The organism is Collinsella sp. UBA1693 (genome assembly GCF_002320115.1).
GTDB classification, from domain to species: domain Bacteria; phylum Actinomycetota; class Coriobacteriia; order Coriobacteriales; family Coriobacteriaceae; genus Collinsella; species Collinsella tanakaei.
On the sequence record NZ_DCJT01000010.1, the window covers coordinates 96,048 to 112,276 of the forward strand.

Here is a 16,229-nt window from a genome sequence, read left to right on the forward strand (position 1 = left end):
GTCGCCCACCAGATGCGGGACAAGGACGATGCCCTCGATGTGACGCAGGACGTCTTTGTGGCGGCGATCCGCGCGCTTCCGTCCTTCGACGTGCGGCGCGCTTCGTTTCGAACGTGGCTCTTCCGTATCGCCGCCAATAAGGTCATCGATTGGTATCGCTTCCGTGCACGTTCGGCCTCGCTTTCCATAGATGAGGTGGAAATCGATCCTGCGGACGTGCGAGATGAGTACGAGGACCTGGTCGATCGTTCTTGGAGCGAGGATAGGGCGCGACGGGCGATAGAGCTTCTGCTGGAACTTGAACCCAGGGTGCAGGCGGTGGTGCGCTTGCGGGTGTTTGCCGGTAGCAGCTTCGCAGAGATCGCGCAGGCGACCCAGCAAGGCGAGGCGGCTGCCAAGGCCCAATACTACCGGGCAGTCAAGACGATTAGGGCATGCATTGTACGGGAGGAGCGATCATGAGCAAAGCGGAATGGCGCGAAGGACTGAGTTGCGAGGAGCGCGATCGCGCCATTGAATCCATTCTCGATGTGGCGCTGCCCGCATGCGAAACGTCTCGTGGGCGTATGCGGGAGAATCTCGCCGCTTTATCTTTGCGCGCCCTGTTCTTTGGAATTGAGGACTGCGCGATTCTGGCAGTGATCGTCGCCCTTGCTGGCGCGGTCCCTATGGCGTTCATGACAGAACACGAGCATTCGGCGCTTGCGGTCTTTATGCTGGCCCCCTTGTTCTTCGCGACGCTTCAGGGCCTTGTTGCATGGAAGGACCGAGAAAGCGGAACAATCGCCTGGCGTGCGGTATGTCGCATGACGGTCCTCGAGCTCCATGCGGTCCGCATGCTGGTGTTTGGGGCGATGGCGATCCTATTCACCGTACCGCTGGCCGCTGCCGCCTGGATTGCGAGCGCGTACATGGTCTCGTTTTGGTGGATGCTGTCCCTTGCTGCGGCGAGCCTCGCGATTTTTGGGGCCCTCTCCCTTCTGCTTTTTCGGCTTAGCGCGGCAGGGCGAGCACACGGGGCGGCTCCAGGGCTTGTCGCCGTGCTGGGGCCGATTATCGCCTGGATGTTTTTAGGCATGTTGTTGGCGGTACTTCCCGCATCCGCCGCGGTGTTGCTCGCTGTTCCTGCAGTGGTGTACTTTGCGGTTGCTGTGGTTGCGACGGTTTTATTCGTCCACCTTGTCACAGAGATTTGCACGATGTCCTCCGCTGAATACGCGTAAAGGAGATGCGCCATGCTTACCGTCGAGCACGTGACCAAGCGATTCAAAAGTAACGTTGTGATCGAGGACGCGACGCTTGCGTTTTCCAAGGGCGTAACCGGTCTGATAGCACCAAACGGAGCCGGCAAATCGACGCTTTTCAAGATACTTGCCACGCTCACCTTTCCAACCGAGGGGAGAATCTGCTGGAACGGCGAGGATATCCATGCAATGGGGGAGCGATACCGCGCTGCTCTTGGTTACCTGCCCCAGCAGTTTGGATACTACCCAAGCTATACGCCTCGGGCGTTCCTTCGCTACGTGGGCGCTCTGCAGCGAATGGACAAGCGCGACATCGCACGCAGAACCGATGAGTTGCTTGAGCTGGTAGGGTTGGACGATGCGGCAGACCGTCGCATGCGCGAGTTCTCTGGCGGCATGATTCAGCGCATCGGCATCGCGACTGCGCTCCTTGCCGATCCCCAGGTCCTCATTCTTGATGAGCCCACTGCAGGACTCGATCCACGCGAACGCGTGCGCTTCCGCAACATCATCCATGGGCTTGCGCAAGAGCGCACGGTGGTTCTGTCGACGCATATCGTGTCGGACATCGAGGCTATCGCCGGCCAGATCGTATTCATCCAAGGCGGCCGTGTTCGGGCGTATCCGGGTAGCGCCGAGCTCTGCGCCGAGCTCGCTGGAATGATATTCGAGATGCCGGTTCATGTGGGGCTTCCAAGCGCTTGTCAGGTGCTGGGAGAGCGGGAGAGGGATGGGCGTACGGTGCTTCGCGTGTATGCCAAACAGAAGCCCGAGGGCGCGTGCGCTGTTTCCCCCACCTTGGAGGATGCGTTTCTGGTGCGGTATCGCGAGGGGCGGTGAGGAAAATGACGGCGCTGAGCGCGGCGGTATCGCGCTCGCTCGGGTTGCCGCTGCTTGCGGAGGGGCTGCGCCGGATCGTTCGCATGCCCCTGCTTGTCGCGTTACCGTTCGCCTTCCTCGTCTTGAACGGTGCGCTCATCTTTGGCAACTCGTGGCTGTTTCCACATATGGCGGAAATCGCTTCGGTTGCGCAGCAGGTGGGCGTTCGTGTGGACCAGGAATTCTTGGATGCGGTGGCGGTGCGTCCACCGAGCGGCGCTCGCGATCAGCTTGCATTTTCCGTATCTCACGCCCGGGGTGTCGTCGCGGCTTTTGATGCCGGCGAGGCTGCTGCTGCCGCGGCGAGCGATATGGATACATCGCTGGCATCGCGCTTGATGGCTTCGAAATATGCGGCCTGGGAAAGTCGAGTCGATGCTGTGAGGGCATCGGGGCAGGAGTGGGATGTATACGGTGCTACCTATACGTTCGAAGTGCACCAATTCTTATTCGGCACGCTCGTGCCCGCGGTGATTCTGGAGGCTTCTTCTTTAGGGATAGCGGTGCTGCTTGTTATGAGTGAGTTGGACGAGCGGACGGGGGCGCGGTCTATCGTATTGTCGAGTCCTGTCGGGCGAGGCGTCGTCACAACAAGGCTTGCCGCATCCTTGATGTGGGCGCTGGCGATGTACGCCGTGCTAGCGGCTCTGACCTTCGGGGCAGCCGCCGCGCTATCCGGATGGGGGACCAGCATCGCCTGGGAAAGCAGTGTCTCGAGCTTGTTCAACGTTGCGGTGGACGGAAGCGCTGCGCGGCCGTTCGTGACATGGAGTGACTGCTCTGTAGGCACATACCTTATATGGTCTTTGCTTCTGGGATTGGGTTTCATGGTGCTGCTTTGCCTTGCGGTCCAAGTGGTCCTGTTGGCAACCTGTTGCAGTGCGGTCCGCGCCGCCGTGACGGCTTGCGCGCTCTTGATGGCGCCGCTGGGGATACAAGCGGCCTGCGTGCTCAACGGGTGGCATACCGCCCGTGCGCTCATGCACCTCTTTCCAGCGCCCCTGCTTGTCGTGAGCGGCCAGTGGTTTACCGACCTGGGGCTTCGCTCGCTCATTCCATGGCAGGAAGCTGCAGCTGTGATCTGCGACATCGCTGTCCTGTTGTGCATGCACCCGGTGCTGAGTCGCATGTGGTTCGATGAGGATGTGGCATAGATGAGCTTGTTTGCACAGGAGTTGAAGAAGATATGGCGCCCCGGCATTTTTGTGGCGCTGTTGGTATCTGGAATCGCTTTCTGGTTTCTTGTAGGACGGGGACCGGGGATAGCTGCATTTCCCAACGGGAGCCAGGCGACCTTCCACTTCGAGCTTGCTCAGGAGTGGGTGAATAGGTTTGGGGGCGCAATCGATGACGATGGGCTACGTGAGATTCGCGAGGACGTGCGTTTGGCAGAAGAGACGCTCGAGTCTGATTTGGCGACGTTTGAGGGGACTGCTGAGCGCGGTATCCGTACACGTGCGGACTTTGACACATTTTCAAACGAGGTGCTCGATCGCGAGTTAGAGGTGCAGCAGGCAGGGGGCGAGCCCGATGATGCGCTTAAGGAGGATGTCGCGTTGCGTGAGCAGATACTTGCCCTGCCTTCTTGTGAACGGGTGTATGAGACGGATCTTTTTCTTCAGGCCTTGGAGGGGGAAGAGGGTGCCCGCGGATACCTGTCGCATATGTGGTTGCAGGATATCGAGACATACCTTAACCGTCTATCAACGTGGCTTGTGGTCGCGCCCGTCTTCGTGATGGCTCCTGCCGCGGCGAGCGATCGGCTGCATCACATGCGGGCAGCCCAATGGTCCTCGCGCGTCGGACGCAAGGTGTTCGGCGCAGCTGGCCACCGCGATGCTGTCGGCGGCGCTTGTCCTTATCGCAAGCATGCTGGCTTGGGCGGTTCCTCTTGCCGGAGCTGGGATCGACGCCCTGTTGGGTTGTGCTATCTCCGGACCTCTGAGCGGTTATGCCTGCGGCTGTGATATGACGCTGGGGGCCTATATGGCTGCGCGCATCGCGTTGATGGCGGGCTTGGGTCTCGCTACAGGGCTCCTCTCTTTTGTCCTGGCTCGGATGAGTTCGGGCTATGTTGGAATGCTCTTGCGCGTTGTGCCCGTGTGCGCGGGTCTTGGGTGGCTGCTTGCGCCAATGCTGTTCGATCATGCGCTGTGCGAGCGCGCGGTGTCGGGGAGCGCCAGCCCCTTCTCAACGGGTTGGCTACCGGTGGGCGGGGAGCTGGCGTTTATCGCGGCTATTGTGATGGCGGCTATTGCTGCCTGTGTGTTCACTTATATGCGAGAGAGCTGGCACGATTTGAGGTAGCTGTCTGCAAAACGGTCCTCTTGCCCGCGGCGCAAAACCGTGCGAAGGGCGAGGGTCCGAAAATGGCGGAAACCTAAAACTGGCACTTGTGTTTGAGTGCGCTCCAAGGCGTACGCTCTCTTTGTTCGAACGGCGTTTCGATACGTAAGGGAGAGAGCAATGTCTGGAAAAACACTGGTAGCGTACTTTTCCGCAAGTGGCGAGACCGAGCGCGTGGCGCGCCGGCTTGCCGATGCGATTGGGGCAGACGTATTCGAGATTGCGCCCAGGGAGGCGTATACCGCCGCCGACCTTGATTGGACCGACTCCTCAAGCAGGAGCACTCGCGAGTGCAGGGACCCTGCGTGCAGGCCCGCCTTGAAGTCGATGCCGGAAGGGGTGGAGGAATACGAGACCGTGCTCATAGGCTTCCCCATCTGGTGGTATACCGCTCCAAACATCATCAAGACGTTCTTGGAGGCGGGGGACTTCTCGTCCGCGCGAATCGCCTTGTTCGCTACATCGGGCGGAAGCGGCATGGGCAAGACTATGAGCGACCTTGAGCCAAGCGCTCCCCAGGCCCGGTGGCTCGACGCTCGCAGGTTCTCAGGCGGTGCGAGCGCGCGTGATCTGGCAGCATGGGTGGATACGCTGGCATAGGGCGTACGAGCACGGGAATGAGCTATAAGAAGGACGCCTCTGGTCGGTTTTGACCAGAGGCGTCCTTTATTGCTCGATTGGCGCTAAGCCGAGTGCTTCACGCGTGGGCGATCTTACGCGAAGTAGGCAACGCCACTCTCGAACAGCGGCATGAACTTGTCGCCGGGGACGTTCTTGTACAGGCCGTCGCCGCGACGCTCCACATGGCCCATCTTACCGAAGACGCGGCCATCCGGGCTGGTGATGCCCTCGATGCAGGCGACGGACCCGTTGGGGTTGACGTCGAGGTCCATGGACGGCATGCCCGCCACGTCAACGTACTGCGTGGCGATTTGACCGCCCTCGCGCAGTTGGGACAGAACGTCGTCGTTGGCGACGAAGCGGCCCTCGCCGTGGGAGATGGCCACGGTGTAGAGCTCATCCGGGTCGCACTGGGTGAGCCACGGCGACAGGTCGCTGCAGATGCGGGTGCGAACCAGGCGGCTCTGGTGACGGCCGATCTGGTTGAAGGTCAGCGTGGGCGCGTCGGCGGTGGCGTCGACGATGTCGCCGTAAGGCACCAGGCCCAGCTTGATGAGTGCCTGGAAGCCGTTGCAGATGCCCAGCATAAGGCCGTCGCGGGCCTGCAGCAGGTCGCGAACCGCCTCGGTGACCTCGGGTGCGCGGAAGAACGCGGTGATGAACTTGGCGGAACCGTCGGGCTCGTCACCGCCGGAGAAACCGCCCGGGATCATGACGATCTGGGACTCGCGGATGCGGCGGGCCAGCTCACGGGTGGACTCGGCGACGTTCTCGGGCGTGAGGTTGTTGATGACGAAGATGTCTGCTTCGGCGCCGGCGGCACGGAACGCGCGCGCGGAGTCGTACTCGCAGTTGTTGCCGGGGAAGACGGGGATGACCACGCGGGGACGGGCGATCTTGAGGCCGCCGTAGGTCGCGCGGATGCGGCCCTCCTCCTCGCAGCGGTAGCGCTCCTCGGGAACGAGTTCCTCGGGGGAGTCGACGTCGTCGGCGGCGCTGCGATAGGGGAACACGCCCTCGAGGGCGCTCGCCCAAGCCTCCTGCAGGTCTTCCATGTCGAGCGTCTCGCCGTAAGCGGTGAACTCGTATGCCTGCGTGGTGCAGCCAAGCTCGATGACCTCGACGCCCTCGACTGCGGGCAGCTCGGTGCCCTCGGCGAGTTCCACGACGAAGCAGCCGTAGGAATGGTCGAACAGGTCGCGGCCCTCTGCCTCGTAATAGGCGTCGGAGAGCTGGAAGCCCAGCTTGTTGCCAAGGCAGGCCTTGAAGAGGACCTCGGCCAGGCCGCCGAAGCCGGCGGTGGAGACGGAAAGCGCCTTGCTTTCGCGGACGAGGCCCTCGACCGCGCCGAACGCGGAGAGCAGGGAGTCGGTCTGCGGCAGCAGGTCGTCCTCGCGATAGGCGGGCTGGATCAGCGCGACGCGGCTGCCCGCGACCTTGAACTCGGGGGAGACCACGTTGGCGAGCTTGTCGACGGCGACGGCGAAGGAGACCAGGGTGGGCGGAACGTCGAGGTCCTCGAAGGAGCCGGACATGGAATCCTTGCCGCCGATGGCGCCGGCACCCAGGTCGACCTGGGCCATCAGCGCGCCCAGGACGGCTGCCATGGGCTTGCCCCAGCGCTCGGGCACGTCGCGCAGGCGCTCGAAGTACTCCTGGAAGGAGAGGTAGGCCGATCTGTGGTCAAAGCCGGTTGCGACCAGGCGGGCGATGCTCTCGACAACGGAGAGGTAGGCGCCGCGGAACTGGTCGGCCTCCATGATATAGGGGTTGAAGCCCCAGGCCATGCCGGAGACCGTGGTGGTCTCGCCGTCGACCGGGAACTTGGCGACCATGGCCTGGGCGGGGGTGAGCTGGCGGGTGCCGCCGAAGGGCATGAGCACGGTCGCGGCGCCGATGGTGGAATCGAAGCGCTCGGAGAGGCCCTTGTTGGAGCAGACGTTGAGGTCGCTTACCAGGGTGCGCATGGCCTTCTCGAAGGACTCGACCTCCTCGGCGCCGGGCACCATGGGGACGGTGCTCTCGTAGACGTTGTCGAGGCTGCCGAACTCTTCGAGTGCTGCCTGGGCGAGCTCGCTTTCGGGGTCGATGGGGGCGATGCCCTGGCCGGGAACGTGGACGTCCTGGAACTTGGGCGCGCCGTTGGAGTTGAGGAACTCGCGGGAGAGGTCGACGATGGCGTCGCCCTGCCATGCCATGCGGACGCGGGGCTCGCAGGTGACCTCGGCGATGACGGTCGCCTCGAGGTTCTCCTCGGCGGCGTAGCCCATGAACTCGTCCACATCTGCCTCTGCGACGGCTACTGCCATGCGCTCCTGGGACTCGGAGATCGCGAGCTCGGTGCCGTCCAGGCCGTCGTACTTCTTGGTGACCATGTCGAGGTCGATGTAGAGGCCGTCTGCCAGCTCGCCCACGGCGACGGATACGCCGCCCGCGCCAAAGTCGTTGCAGCGCTTGATGAGGCGGCAGGCATCGCCGCGGCGGAACAGGCGCTGTAGCTTGCGCTCCATGGGGGCGTTGCCCTTCTGGACCTCGGCGCCGTCCTTCTCGATGGACTCGACGTTATGGGCCTTGGAAGAGCCGGTGGCGCCGCCGATGCCGTCGCGGCCGGTGCGTCCGCCCAGCAGGATGATCTTGTCGCCGGGCACGGGGCACTCGCGGCGGACGTGGCTTGCGGGGGTTGCACCCACCACGGCGCCGACCTCCATGCGCTTGGCCATGTAGCCGGGGTGATAGAGCTCGGAGACCTGGCCGGTTGCAAGGCCGATCTGGTTGCCGTAGGAGGAGTAGCCGGCAGCGGCGGTGGTGACCAGCTTGCGCTGCGGCAGCTTGCCGGCGATGGTGGCGGAGACGGGGACGGTGGGGTCTGCGGCGCCGGTGACGCGCATGGCCTGGTACACGTAGGAGCGTCCCGAAAGCGGGTCGCGGATGGCGCCGCCCACGCAGGTCGCCGCGCCGCCGAACGGCTCGATCTCGGTGGGGTGGTTGTGGGTCTCGTTCTTGAAGAGGAACAGCCAATCCTGGTCCTCGCCGTCAACGTCCACGGTCACCTTGACGGTGCAGGCGTTGATCTCCTCGGACTCGTCCAGATTGGTGAGGATGCCCTGGGCTTTAAGCCACTTGGCGCCGATGGTGCCCATGTCCATGAGGCAGACGGGCTTCTCGTCGCGGCCCAGCTCGTGGCGCATCTCCATGTAGCGGTCGAAGGCGGCCTGGACCACGGAGTCATCGATCTCGATGTTCTCGAGCACGGTGCCAAAGGTGGTGTGGCGGCAATGGTCGGACCAGTAGGTGTCGATGACGCGGATCTCGGTGATGGTGGGATCGCGGTCCTCGTCCTTAAAATACTGCTGGCAAAACGCGATGTCCGCCTCGTCCATGGCAAGGCCGCGCTCGGCGATGAAGGCGGCGAGGCCGGCCTCATCGAGCTCGCGGAAGCCGTCGATGACCTCGACGGGCTCGGGCTCGGGAACATCTTGGGTAAGGGTTTCGGGGAGCTCGAGCGTGGCCAGGCGCGCCTCGACGGGATTCACCACGTAGCGCTTGATGGCCTCGACGTCCTCGTCGGATAGCTCGCCGTCCAGGATATAGACCTTGGCGGAGCGGACGGTGGGGCGCTCGCCTTGGGAGATGAGCTGGATGCACTCGCTGGCGGAATCCGCGCGCTGGTCGAACTGGCCGGGCAGGAACTCCACGGCGAACGTGGCGACGCCGCCGGTGGGCAGCTCGTCGTAGGCGAAGTCCACCTGGGGTTCGGAGAACACGGTGGGGACGCAGGAGCGGAACAGGTCCTCGTCCGCGCCTTCCACGTCGTAACGGTTGATGAGGCGCAGGGAGTCGAGCCCCTTTACGCCGAGGATGGTGACGAGCTCGCTTTTAAGCTGCTGCGCCTCTACATCAAAGCCGGGTTTCTTCTCCACGTAGACGCGAGAGACCATTGATGCCTGCCTTCCTGTTGGATGGTCGGTGCGAATCGACGGCGGCGGTCGGTGTCCGGATGCGCTGAGAGCTGCAGCGGCACCGCCTTTAACCGTGCGATTTTATTAACCTCACCATGATACGACAGGAATGTGGTGGCAGGCTGCAGGTTTCGGGTGGGGTTGCGCGGGTAAGGCCATCTCAGGGAATCTCCCTTGTTCGACGTTACCGTTTGTTTCTTGACGAGAATAATATTCATGCGAGAATAATCAGCGTTGTAATGCCTGCTAGATGGGAAGAGAAGTGGCAAAGACTGCATGCGAACGCGCCGCTCGCGGCGAGGCGTCCTCACGTGCGCTGGTGGGGGTCTCTATTCGCCGTGCACGCCTAGTGATCGTCTTGTCCGCGGCGCTGCTTCTTGTTCTTGCAGCGGTATCGCTCATGCTGGGGCGATATCCCATAGACCCCGCTCAAGCGGTGCTCATGCTGGTTGATCGCGTGGTGCCGGTTGAACGGGTGTGGACCAACCAGCAGGAGACGCTATTCTTCAACGTGCGCCTGCCGCGCATCGCGCTTGCCTGCATGGTGGGCGCGAGCCTTTCGGCTGCCGGCGCCGCCTTTCAGGGCACGTTTAGAAACCCCCTGGTGTCACCGGATGTCTTGGGTGCTTCGCAGGGGGCCGCCCTGGGCGCGGCGGCGGCGCTGCTTGCAGGTGCGGGATCGTTTGCCGTTTCTGCATGGGCGTTCGCCGCGGCCATGGCCACCGTGGCGGTGGTGATGCTGGTTAGCGCCCGGGCCCGAGCATCTGAGCACTCGCTTACGGTGGTGCTGGTGGGCGTTATGGTGAGCAGCCTGTGCCAGGCAGGCGTGTCTTTTGCCAAACTGGTGGCGGACCCGTCAGACCAGCTTCCCGCCATCACCTATTGGCTGATGGGTAGTCTTACGGGCGCGCGCATGGCGGATGTGCTCTTCGCCGCCGTTCCCATGGCGGCGGGCGCTGCGGTGCTTCTGGCACTGCGTTGGCGCATCAATTTGCTGACCATGGGCGATGACGAGGCCCGCGCCATGGGCGTCAACGCGCGTCGGCTTCGCATGGCGGTCATGGTCGCGGCAACGCTTCTTACGGCGGCGAGCGTCTCGGTAAGCGGCATGATCGGCTGGGTCGGCCTGGTGATCCCGCACGTGGCACGCATGCTTATCGGGTGCGACTATCGCCGCCTGCTTCCCGCCAGCATGTTGCTGGGCGCGTCGTTTCTGCTTGTGGTCGATAACGTGTCGCGCCTTGCTTACACGGCGGAGATTCCCATAGGCATCCTCACGGCGTTTTTGGGCGCCCCCTTCTTCCTGTACCTCATCATGACCAGGAGGCGCGGCGCATGAGTATCAAGATCAAGGACCTTTCCTTCTCATATGGCACGCGTCGATGCGCTGGCGCGGGGCGTGGGCAAGGGCCCTATGACGTGCTGCGGCACATTGACCTTGACCTTCCAGACGGCTGCTTGGTCAACGTACTGGGTCCCAACGGAGCGGGCAAGTCGACGCTGTTTCGCTGCATGCTCTGCCTTGAGGACGGCTATACCGGCTCTATCGCTATCGACGGGCGCGACCTGCGCCAGATGAGCGTGCGCGAGCGTGCCCGCACGATAGCCTACATTCCTCAGACGCACGAGTCCGTGTATGACTACAGCGTGCTCGACGTGGTGCTTATGAGCGCCGCTTCGCAGGCGGGCGCCTTTGGGGTTCCGCGCGCCGACCAGGTGAAGCGCGCTTGGGAGGCTCTCGAGCGCGTGGGCATAGCCCGCTTGGCGCATCGCCCGGCGACGCGAATCTCCGGTGGCGAGCAGCAGCTGGTGCTTATCGCCCGGGCGCTGGCGCAAAACGCGCACACCATCATCATGGACGAGCCCACTTCTGCGCTCGACTATGGCAACACCATGCGCGTGCTGGGCTGCGTTCGCCAGCTGGCCCGCGAGGGCCTTTCCATCATCCAATCGACCCACCAGCCGGACCAGGCGTTTTTGTTCGCCGATAAGGTGCTGGCCATTAACAAGGGGCGCGTTCGCGCCTTTGGCGATCCGCGCGACGTGATAACGGAGGAGCTTGTTGCGGAGCTCTACGGCGTGGACGTCTCAATTTGCTCCCTGTTTGGCGACCGCATGCGGGTATGCGTGCCGTCGCAAGAGATAGATGTGACAGGGCAGGATGCGCGATCGCGCGTCAAGTAGGAAAGAAAGGGTATGGATATGCAGAAGAACATGGGCCGCCGCCGCATTTTGGGCTGTGCGCTGGCTGCAGCGGCGACGCTTGCGTTGGCGCTGGGTCTGTCTGCCTGCGGGGGCGCGCCCGCTGCGGGCTCGGATGCCCAAGCGGGTTCGGCGTCGCAGCGCGAGACCAAGACCGTTGTCTTTACGGATTCCGCGGGGCGCGAGGTCGAGGTGCCTGCGAACATCGAGCGCGTGGTGCCTTCCGGCCATACGGCCACCCAGGTGCTCATCACCCTTGCGCCGGAAAAGCTCGCTGGCCTCTCCCAAGAGATAACCCAGGACCAGCGCGCCTACCTTACCAATGCGCCCGATGAAAGCCTTCCCGTTTTGGGTGCCGCGTTTGGTTCCAAGGGCGACCTCAATAAAGAGGCGGTTGCCGCTACCGGCGCTCAGGTGCTCATCGATACCGGCGAGTACAAGGAGGGTATCGAGGAGGATCTGGACTCGCTGCAAGAGCAGCTGGGTATCCCTTGCGTCTTCATCGAGACCAAACTGGACGAGTGGCCTGCCGCCTACCGCAAGCTGGGCGAGCTTTTGGGCGTCGAGGACCGCGCCGAGGAGCTGGCGACATATTGCCAGGATGCCTACGACCAGGTGAGCGAGGTTATGGCGGGCATTCCTCAGGCAGAGCGCGTTCGCGTGCTGTATTGCGTGGGCGCCACGGGTACCAACGTGCTCGCCAAGGGGTCCTTCCAGTCCAACGTGGTCGATATGCTGGCGGACAACGTTGCCGTGGTCGATTCGCCCGCGGGCAGCGGAGCGGGCAACGAGTCCAACCTGGAGCAGATCGCCGTATGGGACCCCCAGGTGATCCTATTTGGCGCGGACGCGTTCGCTGCCGGCGTGGCGGACGATCCCGCATGGCAGACGCTGACCGCCATCCAAGAGGGCAGCTATTACAAGGTTCCAAATGCGCCCTACGTGTGGCTCAACAACCCGCCCACCGTCAACCAGGTGCTGGGCATGCAATGGCTGGCGCGCGTGCTCTATCCCGCGCAGTTCCAGGGCAAGGGCAGCGCATATGACGTTGCCAAGTCCTATTACAAGACGTTCTATGGGTACGATCTTTCTCAGGACGAGTACGGCAGGCTGACTTCGTAACGCGCTTTAGCCCGGCGATTCTAAATGGGCGCGGGGTGAGGGGCGGCATGCGGATAAGGAGGGAAAACGTGCTTTTCATACTCACGGGCGAGATCCAAACGGGCAAGACCCGTTGGCTGCAGGGCGTGCTCGGGGCCCTTTCCGCATGCGGCGTGCCCCTTCGCGGCGTGGTGGCGCCGGGAGTGTGGACAAGGGTTGGCCGCGGGTTCGATAAGCTTGGAATCGATAACGTCTTGCTACCATCGGGCGAGGTGGTGCACCTTGCTCGCCGCCGCGATTTGGCGCAGGCGTCCGGCTGCCTGGACGCTTGCGGCCAGTCTGAGAGCGCGGGCCTGGGGTGGGCTATGGCCGATGATGCCCTCGACCGCGTGGACGCGCATTTTGTCCAGCTCATGAAAGGCGATGCATCGCCGGCTGACGTGGGGTGCGGGGATTTTGCCCTCGAGCCCCCTCTGCTCCCGGGCTTGACGGTGGTGGACGAGCTGGGCCGTCTGGAACTGCTGCGTGGGAGGGGTCTGGTTCACGCCCTGGAGCTGCTCGAGCGCGGGCCTTCCGCGGCCTGGCCGCACGCGATCGCGGTGGTGCGGCGCGACCTGGTCCCCGCCGCGCGCGAGCGCCTGGTTGGCGCGTGGGGCGATGTTGTTGCCGTTGGGCCAGATGATGAATCGGCGTCCATGGTTTGGCACGCGCTTTTAAGGGGCGCCGCCGGCACGGTTGCCGGATTGTGACAATCGTTCACATTTTGGCGGCGCCGGCGCCCGCCCGCATATGAAAAAAAGTGGCTCTAAGCTCTAAAACACATATATTTAGCTGCAAGAACAATTGAATGACAATACCGTCACCCCAATCTTACCGTTCGTATATGGAATAGGTTGCCCGCGCGTCCTACCCTCGTTGTCAACGGGGTGGGGCGCGCTGCTTTCCCGCTCCGTGCGCGCCTGCTCACATTCGGTAGCGCGGGCGCGTCAGTTTTCCCGTATGGATGATGGGGGCGCTTCTCGCGCCCAAGCGATCCGTACCAACGGAAGGGAATCACCATGAAGTACCTCGATAGCATCGAGCATTTTGCCGCCAGCCAGCCCAACGCCCCCGCGGTCCGTACCTCTATGGGCGGCCACATGACCTACGGCGAGCTTTGGGCGGCGTCCGAGGCCATCGCCTGCCTGCTTGCCCGCGATGGTTCCAGCTCGCCCGTGGTGGTGTATGGCCACAAGGACCCTCTTATGGTCGCCAGTTTTATCGCGTGCATGAAGGCGGGGCGGCCCTATGTGCCGGTGGACCGCTACTCCGTGCCCCAGGCCCGTGTTGCCTCCATCATCGGCCAGCTTAAAACCCCTACGGTCCTTGCGGTCGACCATTTCTCGCCCAAAGAGGCGGACGGCGCGCGCATCATCAATCGCCTGGAGCTCGATGTCGCCCAGACCATGGGCGGCCAGAGCGACCGCGACAGCTGGATAGCGGGCGAGGACCTGTGCTATATCCTGTTCACCTCCGGTTCCACGGGTGCGCCCAAGGGCGTGGAGATCACCGCTTCTTGCTTCGACAACTTCACGGCGTGGGCGCGCGGCCTGGGCGGGGAGTGCCGCGAGGGCCGCGTCTACCTTGACCAGGCGCCGTTCTCCTTCGACCTGTCCGTCTTTGAGCTTGCCTGCGCGCTGTCAAGCGGCGGATCCCTTTTTAGCCTCGAGCACGAGACCCAGCAGTCGCTGCGCGCCACCTTCGAGGCCCTGCGCGCTTCCGGTGTCAACGTCTGGGTATCTACGCCCTCCTTTGCCGACCTGTGCCTTGCCAGCGAGGATTTTGACGATCAGGTGATGCTCGCGCTGGAGACCTTCCTGTTTTGCGGCGAGACGCTTTCCGTTCGCACGGCGCAGAGGCTCATGCAGCGCTTTCCCGCGTGCAGCGTGGTCAACACCTACGGTCCCACGGAGTCCACGGTCGCCGTCACGCAGGTGGTGGTGACGCCGCAGATGGTCGCATCCGGTAGCCCCCTGCCCGTCGGCGCCCCCCGGCCTGGCACCCGCCTGCGCATTGTCGACCCGCGCGGCCGCGAGCTGGGCGCCATGCAGCCCGGTGAGGTTGTTATAGAGGGCGATACGGTGGCAAGGGGCTACCATGGCAGGCCCGATCTTACGCAGCGCGCGTTTGGCGCCGCCATGATGGACGGACGCGCCGTCCGCACGTACCGCACCGGCGATGAGGGCTATCTGGATCAAGACGGCATGCTGCATTACCGCGGACGCCTTGACCTACAGGTGAAGCTCAACGGCTTCCGTATCGAGTTGGGCGAGATCGAGCAGCACCTGCGCCGCCTGTCCCAGGTGACCTCCGCCGCGGTGGTTCCGGTTATGCATGGTGACAAGGTTGCGCACCTGGTTGCGCACCTGGTGGTCGAGGGCGAGCTGGGCGTGTCCGAGTTTCGCGCCGGCCTCGCCATGAAGGAAGCGCTCAAAGAGACGCTGCCGCACTACATGGTTCCCAAAAAGATCATGTTCCACAGCTCGCTGCCCATGACCGGTAACGGCAAGGTCGATCGCCGCGCTCTCGCGGCATCGTCCAAATAGGCGGGAGCCATGAGGCGCTTCGCTGCCCTGGGGGCGGCCGCTGCCCTTGCAGTCTTTACGGGCGGCGCGTCGCTGGCAGGGCTCTACCAAACGGTTGACCGCGATCCGGTGATAGGGTATCCCAGCTTGCAGGAGGTCACCAATTTCGATGTTATGGCGCGTTCGTACGATCGCCGCCGAGAGCAGGGCGACAACCCGCGCTTGGTCTTTGGTTCTTCCGAACTCAATCCCGGTCCGGCGGGCCCCGCTCATCCCGCGAGTCTGCTCGAAGGGGGAGACTATGGCGTGGACGTCATGGTCACGGGGCGCGCGTTTTGCGAAGACCTATGGCAGGCCATCGAGGTGGGCGCGTTCGCTGGCCGTATGGACCAGGACGATTCGTCGCGCCGGGTGGTGCTTATCCCCAGCATGCAGTGGTTCATGTGCTACAGAAACGCCAAGCGTGACTTTACCGCGTCGTTTTCCCAGGGCGCCTATGACGCCTTTATGGCGAACCCGGCCATTTCGGACGAGCTCAAGGACCAGGTGACCCAGCGGATGGCGGTTTACGGCGTTGACCGCACGGGCCCGTCTTCTCCGTCTGCGGCGGTCGCGGCTTGGCTCGATAGCGCGAGCGACCAGCTCTTGGCGACTTTGCGCCTGTCGACCACCGCCGTCGCGCCAAGAGCAGCTGCGGACGGCAAGCGGGAGAAGGGCGTGTCGCGGGGCGCCGACGGGGGCGGGACGACGCATGCCGCGGATTCCTCGTCCAATGCAACGAACACGCCTACCGCCGCGACCCCCAATTGGGATCAGACCTTTAGTGACGCGGACCTAACTGCGCGCGAGAAGGCGTCGTCCAACGCCATGGGCATCAACGACTCCTGGTATGCCAAGCACCTGGCAGATTGGCAGGCGGGAACCAAGGATTGGAAGGTCGAGGGCAACGAGTACTTCAGCGAGCAGGAGTTTGAGGACTTCAAGCTGCTCTTACGCGTGTGCCGCGAGGCCGGAGTGCTTCCCATGGTCTTGATCCAGCCGGTCAAAGGAGAGCTTTACGACCAGACCATTTACGGTCCCAAGGTGCGCCAGCGCTATTACCAGATGATTCGGCAGGCGTGCGAGCAGGCAGGCGTGCCCGTGGCGGATTTTTCAAGCCACGAGTACGACACGTACTTTTTGCGCGAGTACTCCCATCCGTCCGATTTGGGCGGCGCCTACTACTCCAAGGCGATCTACACCTATCTCACCACGGGGGTCGCAGACACCTCGCCGTCGGGCGGGGTGGCGTTTGAGACCCGGAAGGAATGACG

General features: G+C 63.4%; 14 protein-coding genes. 13 read left to right on the forward strand and 1 reads right to left on the reverse strand.

Annotation, left to right across the window (positions count from 1 at the left end):
- The first annotated feature begins 12 nt into the window (after positions 1 to 12).
- From B3H65_RS04800 to B3H65_RS04830, 7 genes are all read left to right on the forward strand, one after another.
- Complete coding sequence (locus B3H65_RS04800; protein ID WP_286684348.1) at positions 13 to 462, forward strand: RNA polymerase sigma factor; 450 nt, start codon at positions 13 to 15, stop codon at positions 460 to 462.
- The gene (locus B3H65_RS04805) at positions 459 to 1,223 is read left to right on the forward strand and encodes a hypothetical protein (protein ID WP_286684349.1); all 765 of its coding nucleotides are present in this window, start codon (positions 459 to 461) and stop codon (positions 1,221 to 1,223) included. Before B3H65_RS04800 ends, B3H65_RS04805 begins: the two co-directional genes overlap by 4 nt.
- A 12-nt stretch (positions 1,224 to 1,235) precedes the next feature.
- Positions 1,236 to 2,084 carry an ABC transporter ATP-binding protein gene (locus B3H65_RS04810; protein WP_286684350.1) on the forward strand — a complete coding sequence of 283 codons (849 nt, stop codon included), beginning with the start codon at positions 1,236 to 1,238 and terminating at the stop codon, positions 2,082 to 2,084.
- A 5-nt stretch (positions 2,085 to 2,089) separates the two neighbouring features.
- Positions 2,090 to 3,277, forward strand: a complete 1,188-nt coding sequence (locus B3H65_RS04815; protein ID WP_286684351.1) for a hypothetical protein — start codon at positions 2,090 to 2,092, stop codon at positions 3,275 to 3,277.
- Entirely contained in the window at positions 3,278 to 4,090 is an 813-nt protein-coding gene (locus B3H65_RS04820; protein WP_286684352.1) for a hypothetical protein, read from the forward strand. It abuts the gene before it with no gap.
- A gap of 19 nt (positions 4,091 to 4,109) precedes the next feature.
- The gene (locus B3H65_RS04825; protein WP_286684353.1) at positions 4,110 to 4,430 is read left to right on the forward strand and encodes a hypothetical protein; all 321 of its coding nucleotides are present in this window, start codon (positions 4,110 to 4,112) and stop codon (positions 4,428 to 4,430) included.
- 159 nt (positions 4,431 to 4,589) lie between these two features.
- Positions 4,590 to 5,069: a flavodoxin gene (locus B3H65_RS04830; RefSeq protein ID WP_286684354.1), complete on the forward strand. Its 480-nt coding sequence runs from the start codon at positions 4,590 to 4,592 to the stop codon at positions 5,067 to 5,069.
- A 113-nt stretch (positions 5,070 to 5,182) separates the two neighbouring features.
- Here the strand turns inward: B3H65_RS04830 and B3H65_RS04835 are convergent, their stop codons facing one another.
- Positions 5,183 to 9,028, reverse strand: coding sequence for a phosphoribosylformylglycinamidine synthase (locus B3H65_RS04835; protein ID WP_286684355.1), 3,846 nt, complete (start codon positions 9,026 to 9,028; stop codon positions 5,183 to 5,185).
- A gap of 283 nt (positions 9,029 to 9,311) precedes the next feature.
- Here B3H65_RS04835 and B3H65_RS04840 point away from each other — a divergent pair, with 283 nt between their 5' ends.
- The 6 genes from B3H65_RS04840 to dltD all read left to right on the forward strand — a co-directional run bounded on the left by B3H65_RS04840 (position 9,312) and on the right by dltD (position 16,227).
- The gene (locus B3H65_RS04840) at positions 9,312 to 10,388 is read left to right on the forward strand and encodes a FecCD family ABC transporter permease (protein WP_286684356.1); all 1,077 of its coding nucleotides are present in this window, start codon (positions 9,312 to 9,314) and stop codon (positions 10,386 to 10,388) included.
- Positions 10,385 to 11,233: an ABC transporter ATP-binding protein gene (locus B3H65_RS04845; protein ID WP_286684357.1), complete on the forward strand. Its 849-nt coding sequence runs from the start codon at positions 10,385 to 10,387 to the stop codon at positions 11,231 to 11,233. The genes B3H65_RS04840 and B3H65_RS04845 overlap by 4 nt, the downstream gene beginning before the upstream one ends.
- A gap of 12 nt (positions 11,234 to 11,245) precedes the next feature.
- Positions 11,246 to 12,373 (forward strand): ABC transporter substrate-binding protein, encoded by a 1,128-nt coding sequence (locus tag B3H65_RS04850; protein ID WP_286684358.1) that lies wholly within the window; start codon positions 11,246 to 11,248, stop codon positions 12,371 to 12,373.
- A gap of 68 nt (positions 12,374 to 12,441) precedes the next feature.
- The gene (locus tag B3H65_RS04855) at positions 12,442 to 13,101 is read left to right on the forward strand and encodes a hypothetical protein (RefSeq protein ID WP_286684359.1); all 660 of its coding nucleotides are present in this window, start codon (positions 12,442 to 12,444) and stop codon (positions 13,099 to 13,101) included.
- 309 nt (positions 13,102 to 13,410) lie between these two features.
- Positions 13,411 to 14,937 (forward strand): D-alanine--poly(phosphoribitol) ligase subunit DltA, encoded by a 1,527-nt coding sequence (dltA, locus tag B3H65_RS04860; RefSeq protein WP_286684360.1) that lies wholly within the window; start codon positions 13,411 to 13,413, stop codon positions 14,935 to 14,937.
- A gap of 9 nt (positions 14,938 to 14,946) precedes the next feature.
- The gene (gene dltD / locus B3H65_RS04865; protein ID WP_286684361.1) at positions 14,947 to 16,227 is read left to right on the forward strand and encodes a D-alanyl-lipoteichoic acid biosynthesis protein DltD; all 1,281 of its coding nucleotides are present in this window, start codon (positions 14,947 to 14,949) and stop codon (positions 16,225 to 16,227) included.
- Positions 16,228 to 16,229: the final 2 nt, after the last annotated feature.

Excerpts from the sequence above, each read along its gene's own strand:
- B3H65_RS04845 (WP_286684357.1), top strand. The coding sequence starts at position 10,385 with ATGAGTATCAAGATCAAGGACCTTTCCTTCTCATATGGCACGCGTCGA.
- dltD (WP_286684361.1), top strand. The coding sequence starts at position 14,947 with ATGAGGCGCTTCGCTGCCCTGGGGGCGGCCGCTGCCCTTGCAGTCTTT.
- B3H65_RS04800 (WP_286684348.1), top strand. The coding sequence starts at position 13 with ATGCGGGACAAGGACGATGCCCTCGATGTGACGCAGGACGTCTTTGTG.
- B3H65_RS04850 (WP_286684358.1), top strand. The coding sequence starts at position 11,246 with ATGGATATGCAGAAGAACATGGGCCGCCGCCGCATTTTGGGCTGTGCG.
- dltA (WP_286684360.1), top strand. The coding sequence starts at position 13,411 with ATGAAGTACCTCGATAGCATCGAGCATTTTGCCGCCAGCCAGCCCAAC.
- B3H65_RS04825 (WP_286684353.1), top strand. The coding sequence starts at position 4,110 with ATGGCTGCGCGCATCGCGTTGATGGCGGGCTTGGGTCTCGCTACAGGG.
- B3H65_RS04830 (WP_286684354.1), top strand. The coding sequence starts at position 4,590 with ATGTCTGGAAAAACACTGGTAGCGTACTTTTCCGCAAGTGGCGAGACC.
- B3H65_RS04820 (WP_286684352.1), top strand. The coding sequence starts at position 3,278 with ATGAGCTTGTTTGCACAGGAGTTGAAGAAGATATGGCGCCCCGGCATT.
- B3H65_RS04805 (WP_286684349.1), top strand. The coding sequence starts at position 459 with ATGAGCAAAGCGGAATGGCGCGAAGGACTGAGTTGCGAGGAGCGCGAT.
- B3H65_RS04810 (WP_286684350.1), top strand. The coding sequence starts at position 1,236 with ATGCTTACCGTCGAGCACGTGACCAAGCGATTCAAAAGTAACGTTGTG.
- B3H65_RS04835 (WP_286684355.1), bottom strand. The coding sequence starts at position 9,028 with ATGGTCTCTCGCGTCTACGTGGAGAAGAAACCCGGCTTTGATGTAGAG.
- B3H65_RS04815 (WP_286684351.1), top strand. The coding sequence starts at position 2,090 with ATGACGGCGCTGAGCGCGGCGGTATCGCGCTCGCTCGGGTTGCCGCTG.